The organism is Phenylobacterium sp., from assembly GCF_004799515.1.
GTDB lineage: Bacteria > Pseudomonadota > Alphaproteobacteria > Caulobacterales > Caulobacteraceae > Phenylobacterium.
In genome coordinates, this window is the sequence record NZ_SSMX01000027.1 from 66,332 (window position 1) to 81,379 (window position 15,048).

At 68.6% G+C, this 15,048-nt stretch carries 12 protein-coding genes; 4 read left to right on the plus strand and 8 right to left on the minus strand.

All coding sequences use genetic code 11. The features are described 5' to 3' along the window. Positions 1 to 14 precede the first annotated feature (14 nt). Positions 15 to 422: a DUF1801 domain-containing protein gene (locus E8A49_RS12200; RefSeq protein ID WP_293381236.1), complete on the plus strand. Its 408-nt coding sequence runs from the start codon at positions 15 to 17 to the stop codon at positions 420 to 422. On the opposite strand, the gene E8A49_RS12205 is transcribed toward E8A49_RS12200, so the two are convergent. The 6 genes from E8A49_RS12205 to E8A49_RS12230 form a co-directional block, all read right to left on the minus strand. Further along, positions 419 to 1,714, minus strand: coding sequence for a sugar MFS transporter (locus E8A49_RS12205; protein ID WP_293381239.1), 1,296 nt, complete (start codon positions 1,712 to 1,714; stop codon positions 419 to 421). The two genes, E8A49_RS12200 and E8A49_RS12205, sit on opposite strands and share 4 nt — an antisense overlap. After that, positions 1,711 to 4,515: a M14 metallopeptidase family protein gene (locus tag E8A49_RS12210; protein WP_293381242.1), complete on the minus strand. Its 2,805-nt coding sequence runs from the start codon at positions 4,513 to 4,515 to the stop codon at positions 1,711 to 1,713. Before E8A49_RS12210 ends, E8A49_RS12205 begins: the two co-directional genes overlap by 4 nt. A gap of 229 nt (positions 4,516 to 4,744) precedes the next feature. Beyond that, a complete protein-coding gene (locus tag E8A49_RS12215) occupies positions 4,745 to 5,455 on the minus strand; it encodes a PEPxxWA-CTERM sorting domain-containing protein (protein WP_293381245.1) in 711 nt (236 codons plus the stop codon). 137 nt (positions 5,456 to 5,592) lie between these two features. Further along, positions 5,593 to 5,814, minus strand: coding sequence for a hypothetical protein (locus E8A49_RS12220; protein WP_293381248.1), 222 nt, complete (start codon positions 5,812 to 5,814; stop codon positions 5,593 to 5,595). Positions 5,815 to 6,046: 232 nt separating this feature from the next. After that, on the minus strand, positions 6,047 to 7,798 hold the full coding sequence (locus E8A49_RS12225) for a hypothetical protein (RefSeq protein WP_293381251.1): 1,752 nt from the start codon (positions 7,796 to 7,798) through the stop codon (positions 6,047 to 6,049). A gap of 288 nt (positions 7,799 to 8,086) precedes the next feature. Beyond that, positions 8,087 to 9,484 carry an amino acid permease gene (locus E8A49_RS12230; RefSeq protein ID WP_293381254.1) on the minus strand — a complete coding sequence of 466 codons (1,398 nt, stop codon included), beginning with the start codon at positions 9,482 to 9,484 and terminating at the stop codon, positions 8,087 to 8,089. Between the two features lie 72 nt (positions 9,485 to 9,556). Here E8A49_RS12230 and E8A49_RS12235 point away from each other — a divergent pair, with 72 nt between their 5' ends. After that, on the plus strand, positions 9,557 to 10,708 hold the full coding sequence (locus E8A49_RS12235) for an aminotransferase class V-fold PLP-dependent enzyme (RefSeq protein ID WP_293381257.1): 1,152 nt from the start codon (positions 9,557 to 9,559) through the stop codon (positions 10,706 to 10,708). A 70-nt stretch (positions 10,709 to 10,778) separates the two neighbouring features. After that, a complete protein-coding gene (locus E8A49_RS12240; RefSeq protein ID WP_293381260.1) occupies positions 10,779 to 12,128 on the plus strand; it encodes an amidohydrolase family protein in 1,350 nt (449 codons plus the stop codon). Between the two features lie 39 nt (positions 12,129 to 12,167). Here the strand turns inward: E8A49_RS12240 and E8A49_RS12245 are convergent, their stop codons facing one another. After that, complete coding sequence (locus E8A49_RS12245) at positions 12,168 to 12,866, minus strand: hypothetical protein (protein WP_293381263.1); 699 nt, start codon at positions 12,864 to 12,866, stop codon at positions 12,168 to 12,170. Beyond that, positions 12,848 to 13,192 (minus strand): hypothetical protein, encoded by a 345-nt coding sequence (locus E8A49_RS12250; protein WP_293381266.1) that lies wholly within the window; start codon positions 13,190 to 13,192, stop codon positions 12,848 to 12,850. Before E8A49_RS12250 ends, E8A49_RS12245 begins: the two co-directional genes overlap by 19 nt. A gap of 169 nt (positions 13,193 to 13,361) precedes the next feature. Here E8A49_RS12250 and E8A49_RS12255 point away from each other — a divergent pair, with 169 nt between their 5' ends. Next, positions 13,362 to 15,035, plus strand: coding sequence for a sulfatase-like hydrolase/transferase (locus E8A49_RS12255; RefSeq protein ID WP_293381269.1), 1,674 nt, complete (start codon positions 13,362 to 13,364; stop codon positions 15,033 to 15,035). Positions 15,036 to 15,048 lie beyond the last annotated feature (13 nt).

Below are 15,048 nucleotides of genomic sequence, written 5' to 3' on the forward strand. Positions count from 1 at the left end.
GAGCCGCGAAGCCGATGACGACCAGCGCAACGTCCCCGGAAGAATCCCCGTCTCAACTGATCGACGCCCGGATCGCGGCGCTGGGCGACTGGCGGGGCGAGACCCTGGCCCGGGTTCGCGCGCTGATCCACGAGGCGGTCCCCGAGGTGGTCGAGGAGTGGAAGTGGCGGGGCGTCCCGGTGTGGTCGCACGACGGGATCATCTGCACCGGCGAGACCTACAAGGCCGTCGTCAAGCTGACCTTCGCCAAGGGCGCGGCGCTGGACGATCCATCCGGCCTGTTCAATTCCAGCCTGGAAGGCAATGTCCGGCGCGCCATCGACATCCCCGAGGGCGCGCCCCTCGACGCCGAGGCGCTGAAGGCGCTGGTCCGGGCCGCCGCGGCCCTGAACACCGCCTCGCGCCACCGCAAGAAGGCCTAGGCCCGCCGCGGAACGGCGGCCGGCGCCCGGTAGCCCCTCCAGGCGTAGTAGAGGATGTAGAGGTAGCAGGGCGCCATCAGGCCCGCGAACACCGCCTGGAAGTCCAGGTGCTGTTTCAGGACGGCGAAGGCTTGCGGGATGATCGCGCCGCCGACGATGCCCATCACCAGGAGCGCCGATCCGGTCTCGGTGGCCTTGCCGAGACCGCGGATCGCCAGCGGGAAGATCGCCGGCCACATCATCGCGTTGGCGAAGCCCAAGGCGGCGACGAAGCCCACCGACACATAGCCCTTGGTCAGAAAGGCCCCGCCCACCAGCACCAGGCCCATCACCGCCGAGGCCCGCAGATAGGCCGCCTGCGAGACGATCCTCGGCGTGAACACCAGCCCCGCCAGATAGCCCGCGAGCATGGCCGCCAGCGTGAAGGCGGTGAAGAACTTGGTCTGGTCCAGGGGCAGGCCGAAGGCGCGGCCATAGGCGCCGATGGCGTCGCCGGCCATCACCTCGACGCCCACATAGACGAACAGGCAGATCACGCCCAACCACAGGTGCGGGAAGCTGAAGACGCTGCGCCCCTCGGTCTCGCCGGCCAGGGCGGCGGCGTTGGCGTCCGAGGCCCGCAGGTCCGGCAAGGGCGACCTCAGGATGCCGGCCGCGGCCGCCAGCAGGACGACCGCCATGGCCAGGTACGGCAGATGGATCTTCGCGGCGAAACCGTTCAGCAGCGCCTCGCGCTCGGCGCCGGTCGCGTGTTCCAGCGAGGCCGAAAGATCGCCGATCCCGTGCATCACCAAGGCCCCGATCACCAGGGGCGCGAGGATGCCGGCGGCCTTGTTGCAGATGCCCATCAGGGCGATGCGCCGCGCCGCGCCGTCGATGGGGCCCAGGATCGAGACGTAGGGATTGATCGCCGTCTGCAAGAGGGCCAGGCCGCCGCCGATGACGAAGAGCCCGGTGAGCGCGCCGGGATACCAGCGCCGCGTCGCGAACTCCCCGAACATCGCCGCCCCCACGGCCATCACCGCCAGGCTGAGCGACAGACCCCGCTTCAGGCCGGTCCTGCGCAGGATCCACGACGCCGGCAGGGCCAGGACGAAGTAGGAGACGTAGAAGACCATCAGCACCAGGAACGAGTTCACCTCGTTCAGGTCGAAGGCCAGCCGCACGAAGGTGATCAGCGGCCCGTTCAGCCAGGTGAAGAAGCCGATGATGAAGTAGAGGCCGCCGGCGATGGCGATCGAGCGGACCGGGCTGTCGGCCCGGCCCGCCGGCGCGGCGGCCGCCACCGTCACTTGCCGGTCTTCCCGGCGGCGGGGCCATACTCCAGGGCGTTGAACACGAACTTGAAGGAGCCGTAGGACTGGCCGCGCATCGCCACCTCCGGGCCCAACAGGAAGACCTTGCCGGCGCCGTAGCTGGCGTCGACGATGCCGGTCGTGCCGTCCAGCGCCTTCTGGCCCCAGGCCCAGCCGCTGCGCAAGGGATCGGCGCCCTCGAACCAGCTCACCGACTTGGCCTGCGCCGGGTCGGTGATCTTGAACACCGGGCTGGAGTCGAAGAACAGGTCGACCCGGTCGGCGAAGCCGTAGCCCAGCGGATCCTTGTTATCGACCTTGGCCGTCAGGATCGAACCGGGGATGTAGAACTTGGTCGAGGGCAGCGGCGCGGGCCTGCCGTCCTTGCCCGGCGCCGTCAGCCCGTTCTCGGTCAGGTGCAGATACTCGCCGAGCCGCGTGGAGCTGCCAACGGCCACCGCCGAGCCGCCCTTTTCCACGAAGGCCTGGATCTGCGGCAGGGTCTTCTCGGCCGTCACGTGGCCCAGCATCTTGCGGTACTTCTCCGGCACCTCCTCCGGCTTGGGCAGGCCGCGGCCGAAGCCGCCGCCGCCGCCGCCGTAGCGGCTGTCGCCGCCGGGGATCGCGCCGTCGACGAACATCAGGACGTCGTACTTGGCGTTGAGGTTGCCCGCGTCGAGCTCCGGCGCATAGACCAGCGTGTAGGGGAACTCGAACTGCTCGACGACCCACTGCATCCAGCCCGAGGTGATCAGGCCGCCATAGGTGTCGACGATGCCGATGCGCGGGACCTTCAGGGCGATCTTCTCGCCCCGTGGCGCGGAGCCCATGGCGTAGGCGTCGATGCCGAGCTCGCCGACGCTCTTGCCGACGATGGCCTTGGCCGCGCCGGAGGCCGGCACCCAGACCGCGCCCGGGCCGAAGGTCTGGCCGCCGGCGGTGACCCCGTCCTTCAGCCAGAACACCGGGACCTTGGCCTTCTGCAGGCGGTTGGTCAGGGTGAAGCTGTTGTTGGTCCGGTGGTCCAGGATCCAGCCCGCGCCGCCGGTCCCCACCACCTTGCCGGGCGGCGGCGCCATGACCTCGGTGACCGGCTGGAAGGGCCCGGAGAAGCCCTCCAGGACGCGGTCGTACTTCACCCCCATCTGGTAGCTGAGGTTATAGCCGGTGATGTCATAGGGCTTGATCGGCGGGCCGCCCGGATATTCGAAGTCCTGCGGGTGGTCCTGCGGCTCGAACATGTCGAGGATATGCGGGCGGAACGCCTGGTCGCAGAGCACGACGTAGGATCCGGCCGGGTAGCTCTTGCCGTTCACCGTGAAGGGCGCGGTCGCCTTGTCGATCACGATGCCCGACTTGATCAGGGCGTTCAGGAACTTGATCGTGGTCGGCATGTCCGGCTGGTCCGGCGGCAGGATGTAGCCGCGCGGGTCGCGCTGGTCCGGGGCGTGGAAGACGGTGTCGTACAGCTTGGGATCGACCACCGCGTCCTGGTCGCCGTTGCCAGCCAGGCCGTCGCCGCCGCGGGTGCGCGGCGCCGGGCCCTGCGCCCTGGCGGCCTCCTGCACCGCGGCCACCCGCTTGGGTGTGATCGTCCAGTTGTCCTGCGTGCCGCGCTTGATGGAGTTCTTGCCCATCAGATAGCGGTTGTAGAGCAGGTCTTCCTTGTTCTTGGACGCGTAGTCGATCGTCGCCCGGTTCATGGTCTTGATGTATTCGATGGTCTGGCGGAAGTGCCAGATCTGCGGCGGCACCGGATAGAGTTCGTCCTGGTTGGAGAGCTGGCGGGCCGGCACCAGCGGCAGCTGCATCGGGGTCGGGCTGCCGATGATCTCGGTCAGGATGCCCACCACATTATGGAAGTAGCCGGTGGTCCGAAGGCCGCCGTTGAACCAGGTGGAATAGGGCGCCGCCGAGCGCTCCGCCGAACCCGGCTTGTCCTCGGCGATCAGCCGGCCGTGGATGGAGGCCGAGACCCCGTCCAGTTCGCTGAGCACCAGCGGATCGAAATGATAGTTCGACGGGTTGCGGAACGGCGGCACGAAGACCACCGCGCCCAGCGGCCCGGTCTGGTGCTCGTTATAGACGATCTGCGGGTACCATTCCTTGAACATCGCCCGGTTGATCGCCGTCGTCTCGGGCTGGTTCGACATGTAGTATTCACGGTTGTTGTCGTGGCCGACGTAGCGCTGGTAGATCACCGGCAGGTCGGCCAGGCTGCGCGCCTTCACGTCGGGCTTGCGCATGTACCAGTCGGCGACCAGTTGCTGGCCGTCGGGGTTCGGCAGCACGAACAGCATCACCGTATCGTTCAGGAAGCGCAGGGTCTCCGGGTCGTTCTTGGAGACCATCTCGTAGACGATCTGGATCTGGGTCTGGGCGTTGGAGACCTCGCTGGCGTGCAGGCCGCCGTCGATCCAGACGAAGGCCTTGCCTTCCTTGGCCAGCGCGTGGGCCTGCTCGTCGGTGAGGCCCTTGGCGAGCGCCAGCTTCTCGGCGATCTGGCGGTGGTGTTCGAGGTTCTTGATGTTCTCCGGCGAGGAGACGACAGCCATCCAGATGTCGCGGCCCTCGACGCTCTTGCCCAGGCTGACCAGCTTCATCCGGTCGCTCTGGCTGGCCAGGGTCTTCCAGTAGGCGGTGGTCTGGTCGTAGTTGGCCAGGAAGTAGTCGTCGCCCGGCTCCGAGCCGTTCAGCGCCTCCTTGGGCGTGGTGATGCGGGCGGTGGTGGTCTGGGCCACGCCAGCGCCTTGCCAGACCAGGGCCAACGCCACGCCGGCGAGCAGTGCAGATCTCATGCGAATTCCCCGTCCCTCGAGCGGCGCACAAAGGCCGCCCCCGACTACGCGATGGCCGACACTAGCGCCGCGCCAACGCACGTCGAGCCCTTAGCAGACTCGATCATGGCCGGATGTTTCAAGCTCGAAGGATGGGCCGCGGCGAGACGCGCCGCTCAAATGCAAGACAGGCGCGACGGACCGATGGCCTGTCGCGCCTGTTCCCGCGGCTTGCGGCGCCTAGCTGGACCTAGGCGGCGACGGGGATCGACCGCCGCCGGGTGCGCAGCATCGCGCCCATGCCGCCGAGACCCACGATCATCAGGGCCCAGCTCGCCGGTTCCGGAACCCCGGCCACCAGGGCGCTGCTCCCCGTGCCGATGATCTGGCCGTCCGAGAAGGCGATCGCGGTGAAGCTGTCGCCGACGTTGAAGGTCATGGAGCCGTTGGGGCTGGTCCCCTGCGCCTCGTAGCTGTTGAAAAAGGTGTTGAGATCGCCGGTGTTGTCGGTGGCGAGGTCGTTGATCAGCGTCTCCTCGTCCGTCGTCGGGAAGATGGTGTCGAAGTCGATGCCCGTGGCGTTCGCGGCGAAGGTGTCGTTGCTGAACACCACGACATGCTGCTGGCCCGGCGCGTCGCCCGGCAGGTCCGAGGTGACCCCGAGCATGTAGATCGGGCCCGGCGTGTAGACGAAGCCGGGAATGCCGACCTCCGCCGCGGTCAGGAAGGTTTCCTTCAGCGTCGAGACGCCTTGCGGGGCGGCCAGCTGGCTGGCCCCGCCCTGGATCTCCACCTCGAAGGGCGACCCGTTGTCGAAGATGTGGATGTCGGTGACCGCGTAGTTCGGCAGGTTGATCGTGTAGGTGGCCGAGGTCGCCGGCGCCGCCAGCGCCGGCAAGGCTGTGGCGGCGGCGAAGCCCGCGACAATGGCCGCGCCGGCCAGGCGTTTTGCAAAATTCACGAGTACGCTCCTGATGTCCGAGACTGAAGGCTCAGCGCCAGACTAGGGGGAGCCGCCGGGGCGGGCATGATGCAGATGCACTAGACGCGACGCTTAGGCGCCGCGGGCGGACCCGCGGATATCGCGTTCGAGGGGTCCTAACGCACGACGGCGTAGGTGGTCTCGCCGACGACGCTTTCGGAGCGGTCGTAGATCACCACGCAGGCGCCGCCGGCGCTTTCGGCCAGCCGTTGGGCCAGCGCATGGGCCGCGGCCTCGGCCCGGGCGCCGGAGAGGAAGAGCTGCGGCCCATCGGTCTGCGGCGCATCGAGCCGCCATCCGGGCGTCATCGGGCGGATGCTGATCAGGGCCTGGTCCATGGCGTTTTCCTCTGACGCTCTCACCGCCGCAGCACGACGGTCCCGCCCCAGCCGTATGTGGGGGTTCGTCGGGCTGTCGACACCGGGGTTGCAAGGAATTCGCGCTTCACGGGTGCGTGAGGCGTTACGCCCCGAATACGACAACGCCGGCCGCAGCGGATGCCACGGCCGGCGCCTCGAAGTCCGCGGGCGGAGCCGGGGAGCGCCGCGTGGGCGCTCCCGCGGTCCGCGCCTAGAACGGGTAGTAGCGGAAGCTGGTGAAGACCATGTCTTCCGAGGTCGTCGGCGCGAAACCGTTCGGACCCGCGAAGCCGGTCAGCCAGGTGTGCGAGTACTGCAGGCCGAGGCGGATCTGACCGTAGGGCCCGGTGATCGCCTTGTCCCAGAGGCCGGCGGTGATCTGATCGACCTGACGGACGGTGGCCGAGCAGGCCCCGCCGATGGTCTTGCAGCCCGCGTCGGTGAAGTTGGTCCCGGCCAGGTCGCCGAAGCCGAAGTTGGTCGTGCCGACCGCGGAGATCTGCGAGTTTTCCTTTTCCTCGCCGCCATAGATGTAGAGGTCGAGCTTCGGGGTGGCGTGGAAGGTCGCGCCGCCCAGGAACATGGTCTCGTGGATCGGGGCGATTTCGCCGTTGGCGTTCAGGGTGGCGTCCGACAGCTGGGCGCTGCCGTAGCGGCCGATGCCCTTGCCGGTCAGGAACGAACCCTGCAGGTCCAGGCGCTTCGGCCAAACGGTGAGGGTGATGCTGCCGCCCACGCCGCCGCCGTCAACCGCGGCTTCACGCACGCCCGGCTTCAGGCCGATGGTGTTGGCCGAGGTGACGGTGATCTGGTCGTAGAAGTCGCGGTACAGGCCGAAGACTTCGGCGTGCAGCGGACGCGAACCCATGATCTCCGGCTCGATGGCCAGCTTGGCCACGAAGTCAGGCAGCTTGTTCAGCGACATGGTGTTGACGGTGTTGAAGCCCGAGGAGGCCACCGAGCCGGCCGGAGCGCCGTTGATCGTGGTGTTGCCGGTGACCAGGTCGGTGACGCTGATGCCGGTCGGCAGGGCGTTGCCGGCGGTGCCGGTGAAGGTCGACTGCGGGTTTTCGGCCGAGACCGCGATCCAGGCCTGCTTGTCGGCGAAATCCTTCACCAGGCGGATCTGCGGCTGACGGGCCCAGGCGAAGCCCGGGACGTACTGCGCGTCGATCGCGGTCGGCGTGACTTCGTTGCGCGGGGTGATGCCCTTGCTGTTCAGGGTGATCAGCGACCAGTTCTGGCCGCCCAGCACGTGCAGGCCGAGGCTGTCCCAGTCGACGGTGCCGTAAACGTTGCGGATCCGCGGGTTGTAGGAGTTGCTCTCGTTGGAGTTCGCCGTCTGGGCCGCGCCCAGGAAGTCGAACTCGCCGTAGAAGGCCGCCTTCATGTCCTGGTTGATATTGCCCTCGGCCAGGAAGGAGACCCGGCTCTGACGGCCGGAGACCCGGAATTCCTGGGCGTGCGACAGGGCGGCGTTGCCGAACGGGACCTTGGCGAAGCTGGACGCCATGTCCGAGCCGAGGTTGCTCGAGCGCCAGATCGTCGCGGCTTCCAGGAAGCCGCCGGGGGTGATGGTGATGCCCTTGTAGTAGAACTTGTCGGTCGGGGGCTTCGGCTGGGCGGCCACGGCGGTCTGCACCGCGCCCGGGATCTGCTCGATCTGCATGTCGAGCTTGGCTTGAGCGGCTCTGGCGGTGGCGGTGGCCTGGGCGGCTTGCGCCTGGCTGTCGGCGATGGCCTGGGCCGTCTGGGCCTGCGACTGCTGCTGAGCCTGCGTCTGGGCGGCCATCGTCTGTTGCAGCGCCTCGACCTGGGCCTGCAGGTCCTTCACCTGCTGGGCGAGATCGGGACCCGCGGGCGCATGCGCATGCTTGTGTTTCGCGGTGGTGGTCGTGGTGGCCGCTTGGGCCAGATCGCCGGCCGAAAGCGCGCAAATCATGCCGAGCGCAGCGCTCGTCAACAGCGACGACTTCGATATCATGGATATAACCCCTCTTTCCGGCGTCGCGGGGGCCGCGGCCGGTCTGCGGTCTCGCTAGTCGGGGGCGATGACAGATCGCCTGCAATTTGATGACGGTTTTACGAAGTACAGGGATTCGGAGGAGGCGCCTTGGGGGGTGCGCTCTCCGGGACACACAGAGGGGAATGGTGACGGAAATGGCGCGCGCCGCGGCGGAATCCGGGCCGCGACAGGTGCGCCGCAGACGTCATATTTCCCTGGGGTCAGCCCCGAGACGCCGCGCCGCCGTCAGCCGCTTCCGGCGATCCGCAGAGCTGACTGCGATCGCCGCTTCCAGGCGAAATAGGCGATCGTGAGCAGGATCAGCCAGGGCACGCCGACGATCCAGGAGATGTCCCAGAATTCGGTGTCGAGGCCCATGGTCACCAGGATCGCCGCCAGCAGGACAAGGCCCACGATCTGCGGGACCGGGAAGAAAGGCATGCGCACCGGGAGCTCTTCCGGGCGATGGCGGCGGCGGAAGGCGAAGTGGCTGACCAGGATCATCATCCAGACGAAGATCGCTCCGAACAGCGAGATCCCGAACAGGTAGTTGTAGGCGGCCGGCGTCAGCTTCGAGAGCATCGCCGCGGCCACGATCGCCAAGCCGGAAAAGACGATCGCCGGCGCCGGCGCGCCCAGCCGGTTGAGCACGCCGAACTGCCGGGGCGCATAGTTCCCGCGCGAGAGCGAGAACAGCATCCGCCCGGTCAGGTAGGTGTTGGCGTTCATGCTGGAGAGCGCCGCGGTCAGCACCACGAAGTTCATGATCCCCGCCGCATAGGGCACGCCCGTATGGGCGAAGACCCGCACGAACGGGCTCTGGGCCACCACCTTCGCGCCCACGTCGGTCCAGGGGATGAAGCTGACCAGGATGGTCAGGGCCAGGATGTAGAAAAGGAACAGGCGCACCGCCATCGAGCGCAGGGCTGCCGGGATGGCGCTCTTCGGATCCGGCGTCTCGGCCGCGGTGACGGCGATCAGCTCCACGCCGATGAAGGAGAAGATCCCGATGATCACCCCCATCCAGATTCCCTTCAGCCCATGCGGCGCGAAGCCGCCCGGCAGGCCGGTCAGGTTGTGGACGCCCACCGCCGGCTGGGCCACGCCCAGGATCGCCGCGCCGCCCAGGATGATGAACAGCACGATGGCCGTGACCTTGATGAGCGCGAACCAGTACTCGAAGGTCCCGAAGTTCTTCACCGAGCGGGTGTTCAGGAAGATGATCGCGCCGGCGAACCCCAGCGACCAGATCCACACCGGGACCCCGGGAAACCAGAAGCTCATGTAGGTGCCGGCCGCCACCGCGTCGCCGCCCACCGCCACCACCTGGCAGAACCAGTAGGTCCAGCGGACCAGATAGCCGGCCCAGGGATTGAGATAGGTCTCGGCATAGACCCCGAAGGAGCCCGCCGCCGGGTGCATCACCGCCATCTCCGAGAGCGACAGCACCATCACCACGGCGATGAAGGCGGCGATGGCGTAGCTGATCATCACCGCGGGACCGGCGTAGCCGATGGCGATGCCCGAGCCCATGAAGAGGCCGGTGCCGATCGCCCCGCCCAGCCCCATCATGGTGATCTGGCCGCGTGTCAGGGCCTTGTGCAGGCCCGCCTCGCGCTCGACAATCGCGTCTTCGTCGGTCACTCAAGCCCCCGAAACCCACCGGACTCCCCACCTCATGAACGCAGGTTCGCTCTTCGCCACAAGTGGCCAATTTTGACCGGCGGACCCGACTGGGCGGCGTTCCGCGCCCTCTTCCCGACCTTGGAACGCAAGGCCTATCTGGCCAGCGGCTCCTATGGCCTCCTCGGCCGGCCGGTCGAGGCGGCCATGCGGCTCTACCTGGAGGACCGACTGGAGAAGGGCGTCGACTGGGGCGGCTGGGGCGAGCGGCACGAGGCGGTGCGCGGCGGCGTGGCTGCGCTCCTGAACGCCCATCCCGACGAGATCGCCGTGACCACCTCGGCCTCGGCGGGCATCAACGCCCTGGCAAGCGCCCTCGAGTTCTCCGGGCCGCGCAACAAGGTGGCGGTCTCCAATCTCGAATTCCCCACCGGCGCCCAGATCTGGCACGCCCAGGAACCGCGCGGCGCGGTGGTCGAACACATCCCGGAGGACGGCGACGGCTTCATCCCCCTGGAGCACTTCGAACGCGCCATCGACGAACACACCAGGCTCGTGGCCCTGACCCACGTCGGCTACCGCAATGGCGCGCGGGTCGATGTGGAGGGCGTCGTACGGATCGCCCATGAACGCGGCGCGCTGGTCCTGCTGGACATCTTCCAGTCGGTGGGCGCGCTGGAGATCGACCTTACCGCGCTCGGCGTCGATTTCGCGGTCGGCGGGATGCTGAAGTATCTGCTGGGAACCGCCGGCGTCGGCTTCCTCTACGTGGCGCGCCCGCACATCGCGGCGCTGACGCCCACGGCCAGCGGCTGGTTCGCCCAGGCCGACATCGGCGCCATGGACATCTTCGCCAACCGCCCCTCGCCCACCGCGCGGCGGTTCGAGGCCGGCACGCCGCCGGTGTCCAACTGCTACGCCGCCGAGGCGGGGATCGATCTGATCCGGCAGATCGGCATCGGACCCATCGCCCAGCGGGTGCGGGAGACCACCGGCGAGGCCATGGACCGGCTGGCGGACGCCGGCTGCACGCTCGCCACCCCGCGCGACGACCGCTGGCGCGGACCGCAGGTGGCGATCCGCTCCACCGACGCGGCGGCGCTGGCCGAGCGGCTGGCGGCCCGCGGCGTGGTGGTCTCCTGGCGCGAGGACAAGGTGCGGGCGATGTTCCACGCCTACAATACGGGCGCCGACACCGACGCCCTCATCGAAGGCCTCCTGGCGCATCGCGATCTGCTGGCGTGATGCTCCGTTCCCGGCCAAGCTGGGCCGGGGTTGGCGGCGCGTGGCCGCTCACGATCGGGGATTTGAGGACATGAAGAGACTGGCGCTCCTGGCGGCGGCGGCCGCGAGCCTGGCGTTTGGCGCGAACGGCGCCCGCGCCGAGACCTGGGCCATCGAGCACGTCACCCTGATCGACGGCCTGGGCCACGCCCCGCAGAGCGACATGACTGTGACCGTCGAGGGCGACAAGATCACCGCGGTCGGCCCCAGCGTGCTGATGAAGGCGCCCAAGGGCCACGTCATCGACGGGCGCGGCAAATACCTGATGCCCGGCCTGATGGACGTACATATCCACCTGCACGGCGGCGTGGACAACGCGACCGACACCAACGAGACGCGCACCCAGGCGCTGGCCAGCTACCTCTATTCCGGCGTCACCACGATCTACGACGCGGGCAACCAGCCGGAGAACATCCTGCCGCTGCGCGCCGCCGAGCGGGCCGGCAAGATCGCATCGCCGCGGATCTTCTGCACCGGCAACCTGATCACCTATCCGGGCAGCCACGGCACGGGCATGGCGGTCAACGTCCAGGACTTCGAGAAGGACAAGGACAAGCTCGACAAGCAGATCGCCGAGCAGCAGCCCGACATGATCAAGCTGACCCTGGAAGAGGAAGGCTGGGGCGCGCGGCCGATGATCCCCCTGATGCCCGACCAGTTGCTGCGCGACGTGATCCGTTACTACAACCTGCACGGCATCCGCACGACGATCCACGTCTCGTCGGAACTGCGCGCCGAGGAGGCGATCTTCGCCGGCACCGACAGCCTCGCCCACCCGGTGATCCAGGGCCCGGTCAGCGACAGCTTCGTCAAGCTGATGGCCGCCAAGAAGACGCCCTTCATGAGCACGCTCACCATCGGCGAGAACTACAGCCGCCTGGTGGAGCACCCGGAATTCCTCGACCAGCCGCTCTATGCGGCGAGCTTCAGCCCCGCCGACCGCCAGACGCTCAAGACCAAGGTCCGCGCCGAGTACCAGACCCGCCTGTGGACCAGCTGGATGAAGCTGATGACCCCGGTGGCCATGGAGAACATCCGCAAGGTCTGGGCCGCCGGCGGCGTGGTGGCGGCCGGCACCGACCAGTCCAGCGGCCCGGCCCTGCAGCGCGAGCTGGAGCTCCTGGCCCAGGCGGGCATCAAGCCCTTCGACATCCTGACCATCGCCACCCACAACGGCGCGGTCCTGTTGGGCAAGGCTGACACCCTGGGCTCCGTCGAGCCCGGCAAGTTCGCCGACCTCCTGCTGCTCAACGCCGACCCGACCGCCGATATCGAGAACGTCAAGAAGATCGCCTGGGTGATGAAGGCCGGCGAGATCGTCGACGAGTCCAAACTCCCCATGGCCGGCGGCCAGCAGAAGCGGCGCTTCACGCCGCAATAGCCCTTTCCCCGTTTTCCTCGCGAAGGCGAGGAACGCGGTTCAGGGCGCGGCCGCCGGCAGCACGACCTGCAGCAGTTGCAGGTCCTCCGAGGCTTCGCGGAGCCCCCACGGCTCGCCGGCCGGGATGCAAAACGAGTCCGTGGGTCCCAGCGCATGCGGGCCCTCAAAGTCGAGGGTCGCCGCGCCCGCCAGGACGAACCCGAACAGCAGCTCCCCGCCATGCGCCGGCGCCGCGAACCCCGGTGCGCCGGCCGGGCGCAGCGTCCGTGCGTCCGCCAGGCCGCCGGTCGCGGCCGCCATGCCGGTCTCCCGCGCCTCGAACCCCGCGAACGCCGAGGGCGTCCACGGCGTCTGCGCCGCCACCGCGTGCAGGAAGCGCTGGCCGGAGAAGTCGCGGTCCGGCCGCAGCTCCGGCGTCGGCAGCTCCAGGGCGTGGTCGGCCAGGGTCTCGTGCAGGGCCGGGCAGCCGATCTCCACCACCTCGAAGCCGTCGGAGGCCTTCAGCACCCGGTGGCGGATGCGCGGCGGCTGCAGCACGCAGTCGCCGGCCCGCATCAGGAACGGCGGTCCCTGGTCCTCGTAGACCAACCTGGCCCAGCCGGTCCGGCAGAAGATCATCTGGAAGCGGACCTTGTGGAAATGCACCCAATCGGCCACCGGCCCGCCTTGCGGGATCGCAATATGCGAGGCGATGAACCGCCCGCCCAGGCGCCCCGGGATCAGGTCTCGGTACAGCATCCCCGCGCGGCCCTCGCCCACGCTGGGCCGTCGGCGGCGCGGGTCAGCACGAACCGGTCCTTCAGCGGCGGGAGCTCGACCGGCGGATCGGGGTCGATGAACTCGATCCGCGTGCCGTTCGGCGCGATCAGGCTGCGCGCGGACCCCACAGGCGCGGCCAGCCGCAGCGTCCCGGGATCGCCCGCGCCCGGCGCCAGGCGCAGGCGCAGGCCGTGGCCGGAGAGGCTCGCCACCTGCGGATCGTCCGCCGGGAAGATCGTCTCGATGCGGAAGCCGAGCTCCTCAGTGAAGAAGGCCAAGGCCGGCGTCAGGTCGTCGCAACGCAATTGGACCTCGGCGGGTCCTAGAATCCTGGAGGGAGTCATCTCGGTGGCGGCCATCGGCGGCGATGCTAGCGGCGCCTCCGGCCAGGGCAAGGGCGGCCGCCACCGCAAATCTATCGACATTCATAATGCCACTATATAGCCTGGGCCAAAGCCTGTGGGAGGGCGCGCGATGAAGTGGTGGACCTGGGTCCTGGCGTTCCTGCTGGCGCTGGGCGTGGCCTACCTGAACCGCGCGACGGTGCTGGGCATGATCGCCCATGCGCGCCTGCCGCACATCGCGCCGAACCAGCCGGTGACCTGGGCGCAAGGGCCGACCGAGCCGCCGCCGCCCGGCCAGCGCCGGCCCCCCAACGTCGTCTTCATCCTGGCCGACGACATGGGCTACAACGACATCACGTTCAACGGCGGCGGCGTGGCCCGCGGCGCCGTGCCGACCCCCAACATCGACTCCATCGGCCACGCCGGCGTGGACTTCGTGAACGGCTATGCCGGCAACGCCACCTGCGCCCCTTCGCGCGCGGCGATCATGACCGGGCGCTATCCCACCCGCTTCGGCTTCGAGTTCACGCCGGCGCCGGTGGCCTTCGAGAAGATGGTCGGCACCGAGGCCGAGCCCAACGCCATCGTGCAGCCGAAATTCTTCAAGGACCGGCTGAAGGACATGCCGCCCGGTTCGACCGCCAGCACGCCGACGGCGGTCAACACCCTGTCGGTGCCGTCGACCGAGATCACCATCGCCAAGCTGCTGCAGGGCCAGGGCTACCACACCCTGCATCTCGGCAAATGGCACCTGGGCGGGGTCAAGGGTTCGCGGCCGGAGGACATGGGCTTCGACGAGAGCCTGGGCTTCATCGCCGGCGCCTCGATGTACCTGCCCGAGCACGACCCGGGCGTGGAGAACTCCAAGCAGCCCTGGGACCCGATCGACAAGTTCCTGTGGCCCAACCTGCCCTACCAGGTGCAGTTCAACGGCGGGACCATGTTCGCCCCCAAAGGCTACATGACCGACTACCTGACCGACCAGGCGGTGACGGCGATCCACGCCAACCGGAACCGCCCGTTCTTCATGTACTACGCGCCCAACGCCATCCACACGCCGCTGCAGGCGACCAAGGCCGACTTCGACGCCCTGCCGCAGATCAAGGACCATCGCCTGCGGGTCTATGCGGCGATGATCCGCAACCTCGACCGCAACGTCGGGCGCATCCTGGCCGAGCTGAAGGCCGACGGCCTGGACGACAACACCCTCGTCATCTTCACCAGCGACAACGGCGGCGCGGGCTACATCGGCCTGCCGGAGATCAACAAGCCCTACCGCGGCTGGAAGTCGACCTTCTTCGAGGGCGGGGTGCACGCGCCCTTCTTCATGCGCTGGCCGGGCCAGATCCAGCCGGGCAGCCGCTATCAATACCCGGTCGGCCACATCGACATCTTCGCCACCGCCGCGGCCGCCGCGGGCGCGCCCCTGCCCAAGGACCGGACGATCGACGGCGTCGACCTGCTGCCCTACCTGCAGGGCAAGCAGGCCGGGCGTCCGCACCAGACGCTGTTCTGGCGCTCGGGCCAGTACAAGGTGGTGCTGGACGGCGACTGGAAGCTGCAGTCCAGCGAGGCGCAGCACAAGGTCTGGCTCTACAACCTCGCCGCCGACCCCACCGAGCGCCACGAGCTGTCGGGCGCGGAGCCCGCGCGCACCAAGGCCATGCTGGCCCTGATCGCCGCCCAGGACGCCCAGAGCGTCAAGCCGCTGTGGCCGTCCCTGCTGCAAGGTCCGGTGTTCATCGACCACCCGAGCGGCGTCCCGCAGCGCAAGGGCGAGGAATATATCGAGTGGGACAACTGACGGGACGGCGCGC

What these genes read in the sequence shown, in the direction of transcription:
- E8A49_RS12200 (WP_293381236.1), top strand. Translation starts at nt 15, where the DNA reads ATGACGACCAGCGCAACGTCCCCGGAAGAATCCCCGTCTCAACTGATC.
- E8A49_RS12210 (WP_293381242.1), bottom strand. Translation starts at nt 4,515, where the DNA reads ATGAGATCTGCACTGCTCGCCGGCGTGGCGTTGGCCCTGGTCTGGCAA.
- E8A49_RS12220 (WP_293381248.1), bottom strand. Translation starts at nt 5,814, where the DNA reads ATGGACCAGGCCCTGATCAGCATCCGCCCGATGACGCCCGGATGGCGG.
- E8A49_RS12240 (WP_293381260.1), top strand. Translation starts at nt 10,779, where the DNA reads ATGAAGAGACTGGCGCTCCTGGCGGCGGCGGCCGCGAGCCTGGCGTTT.
- E8A49_RS12245 (WP_293381263.1), bottom strand. Translation starts at nt 12,866, where the DNA reads ATGCTGTACCGAGACCTGATCCCGGGGCGCCTGGGCGGGCGGTTCATC.
- E8A49_RS12255 (WP_293381269.1), top strand. Translation starts at nt 13,362, where the DNA reads ATGAAGTGGTGGACCTGGGTCCTGGCGTTCCTGCTGGCGCTGGGCGTG.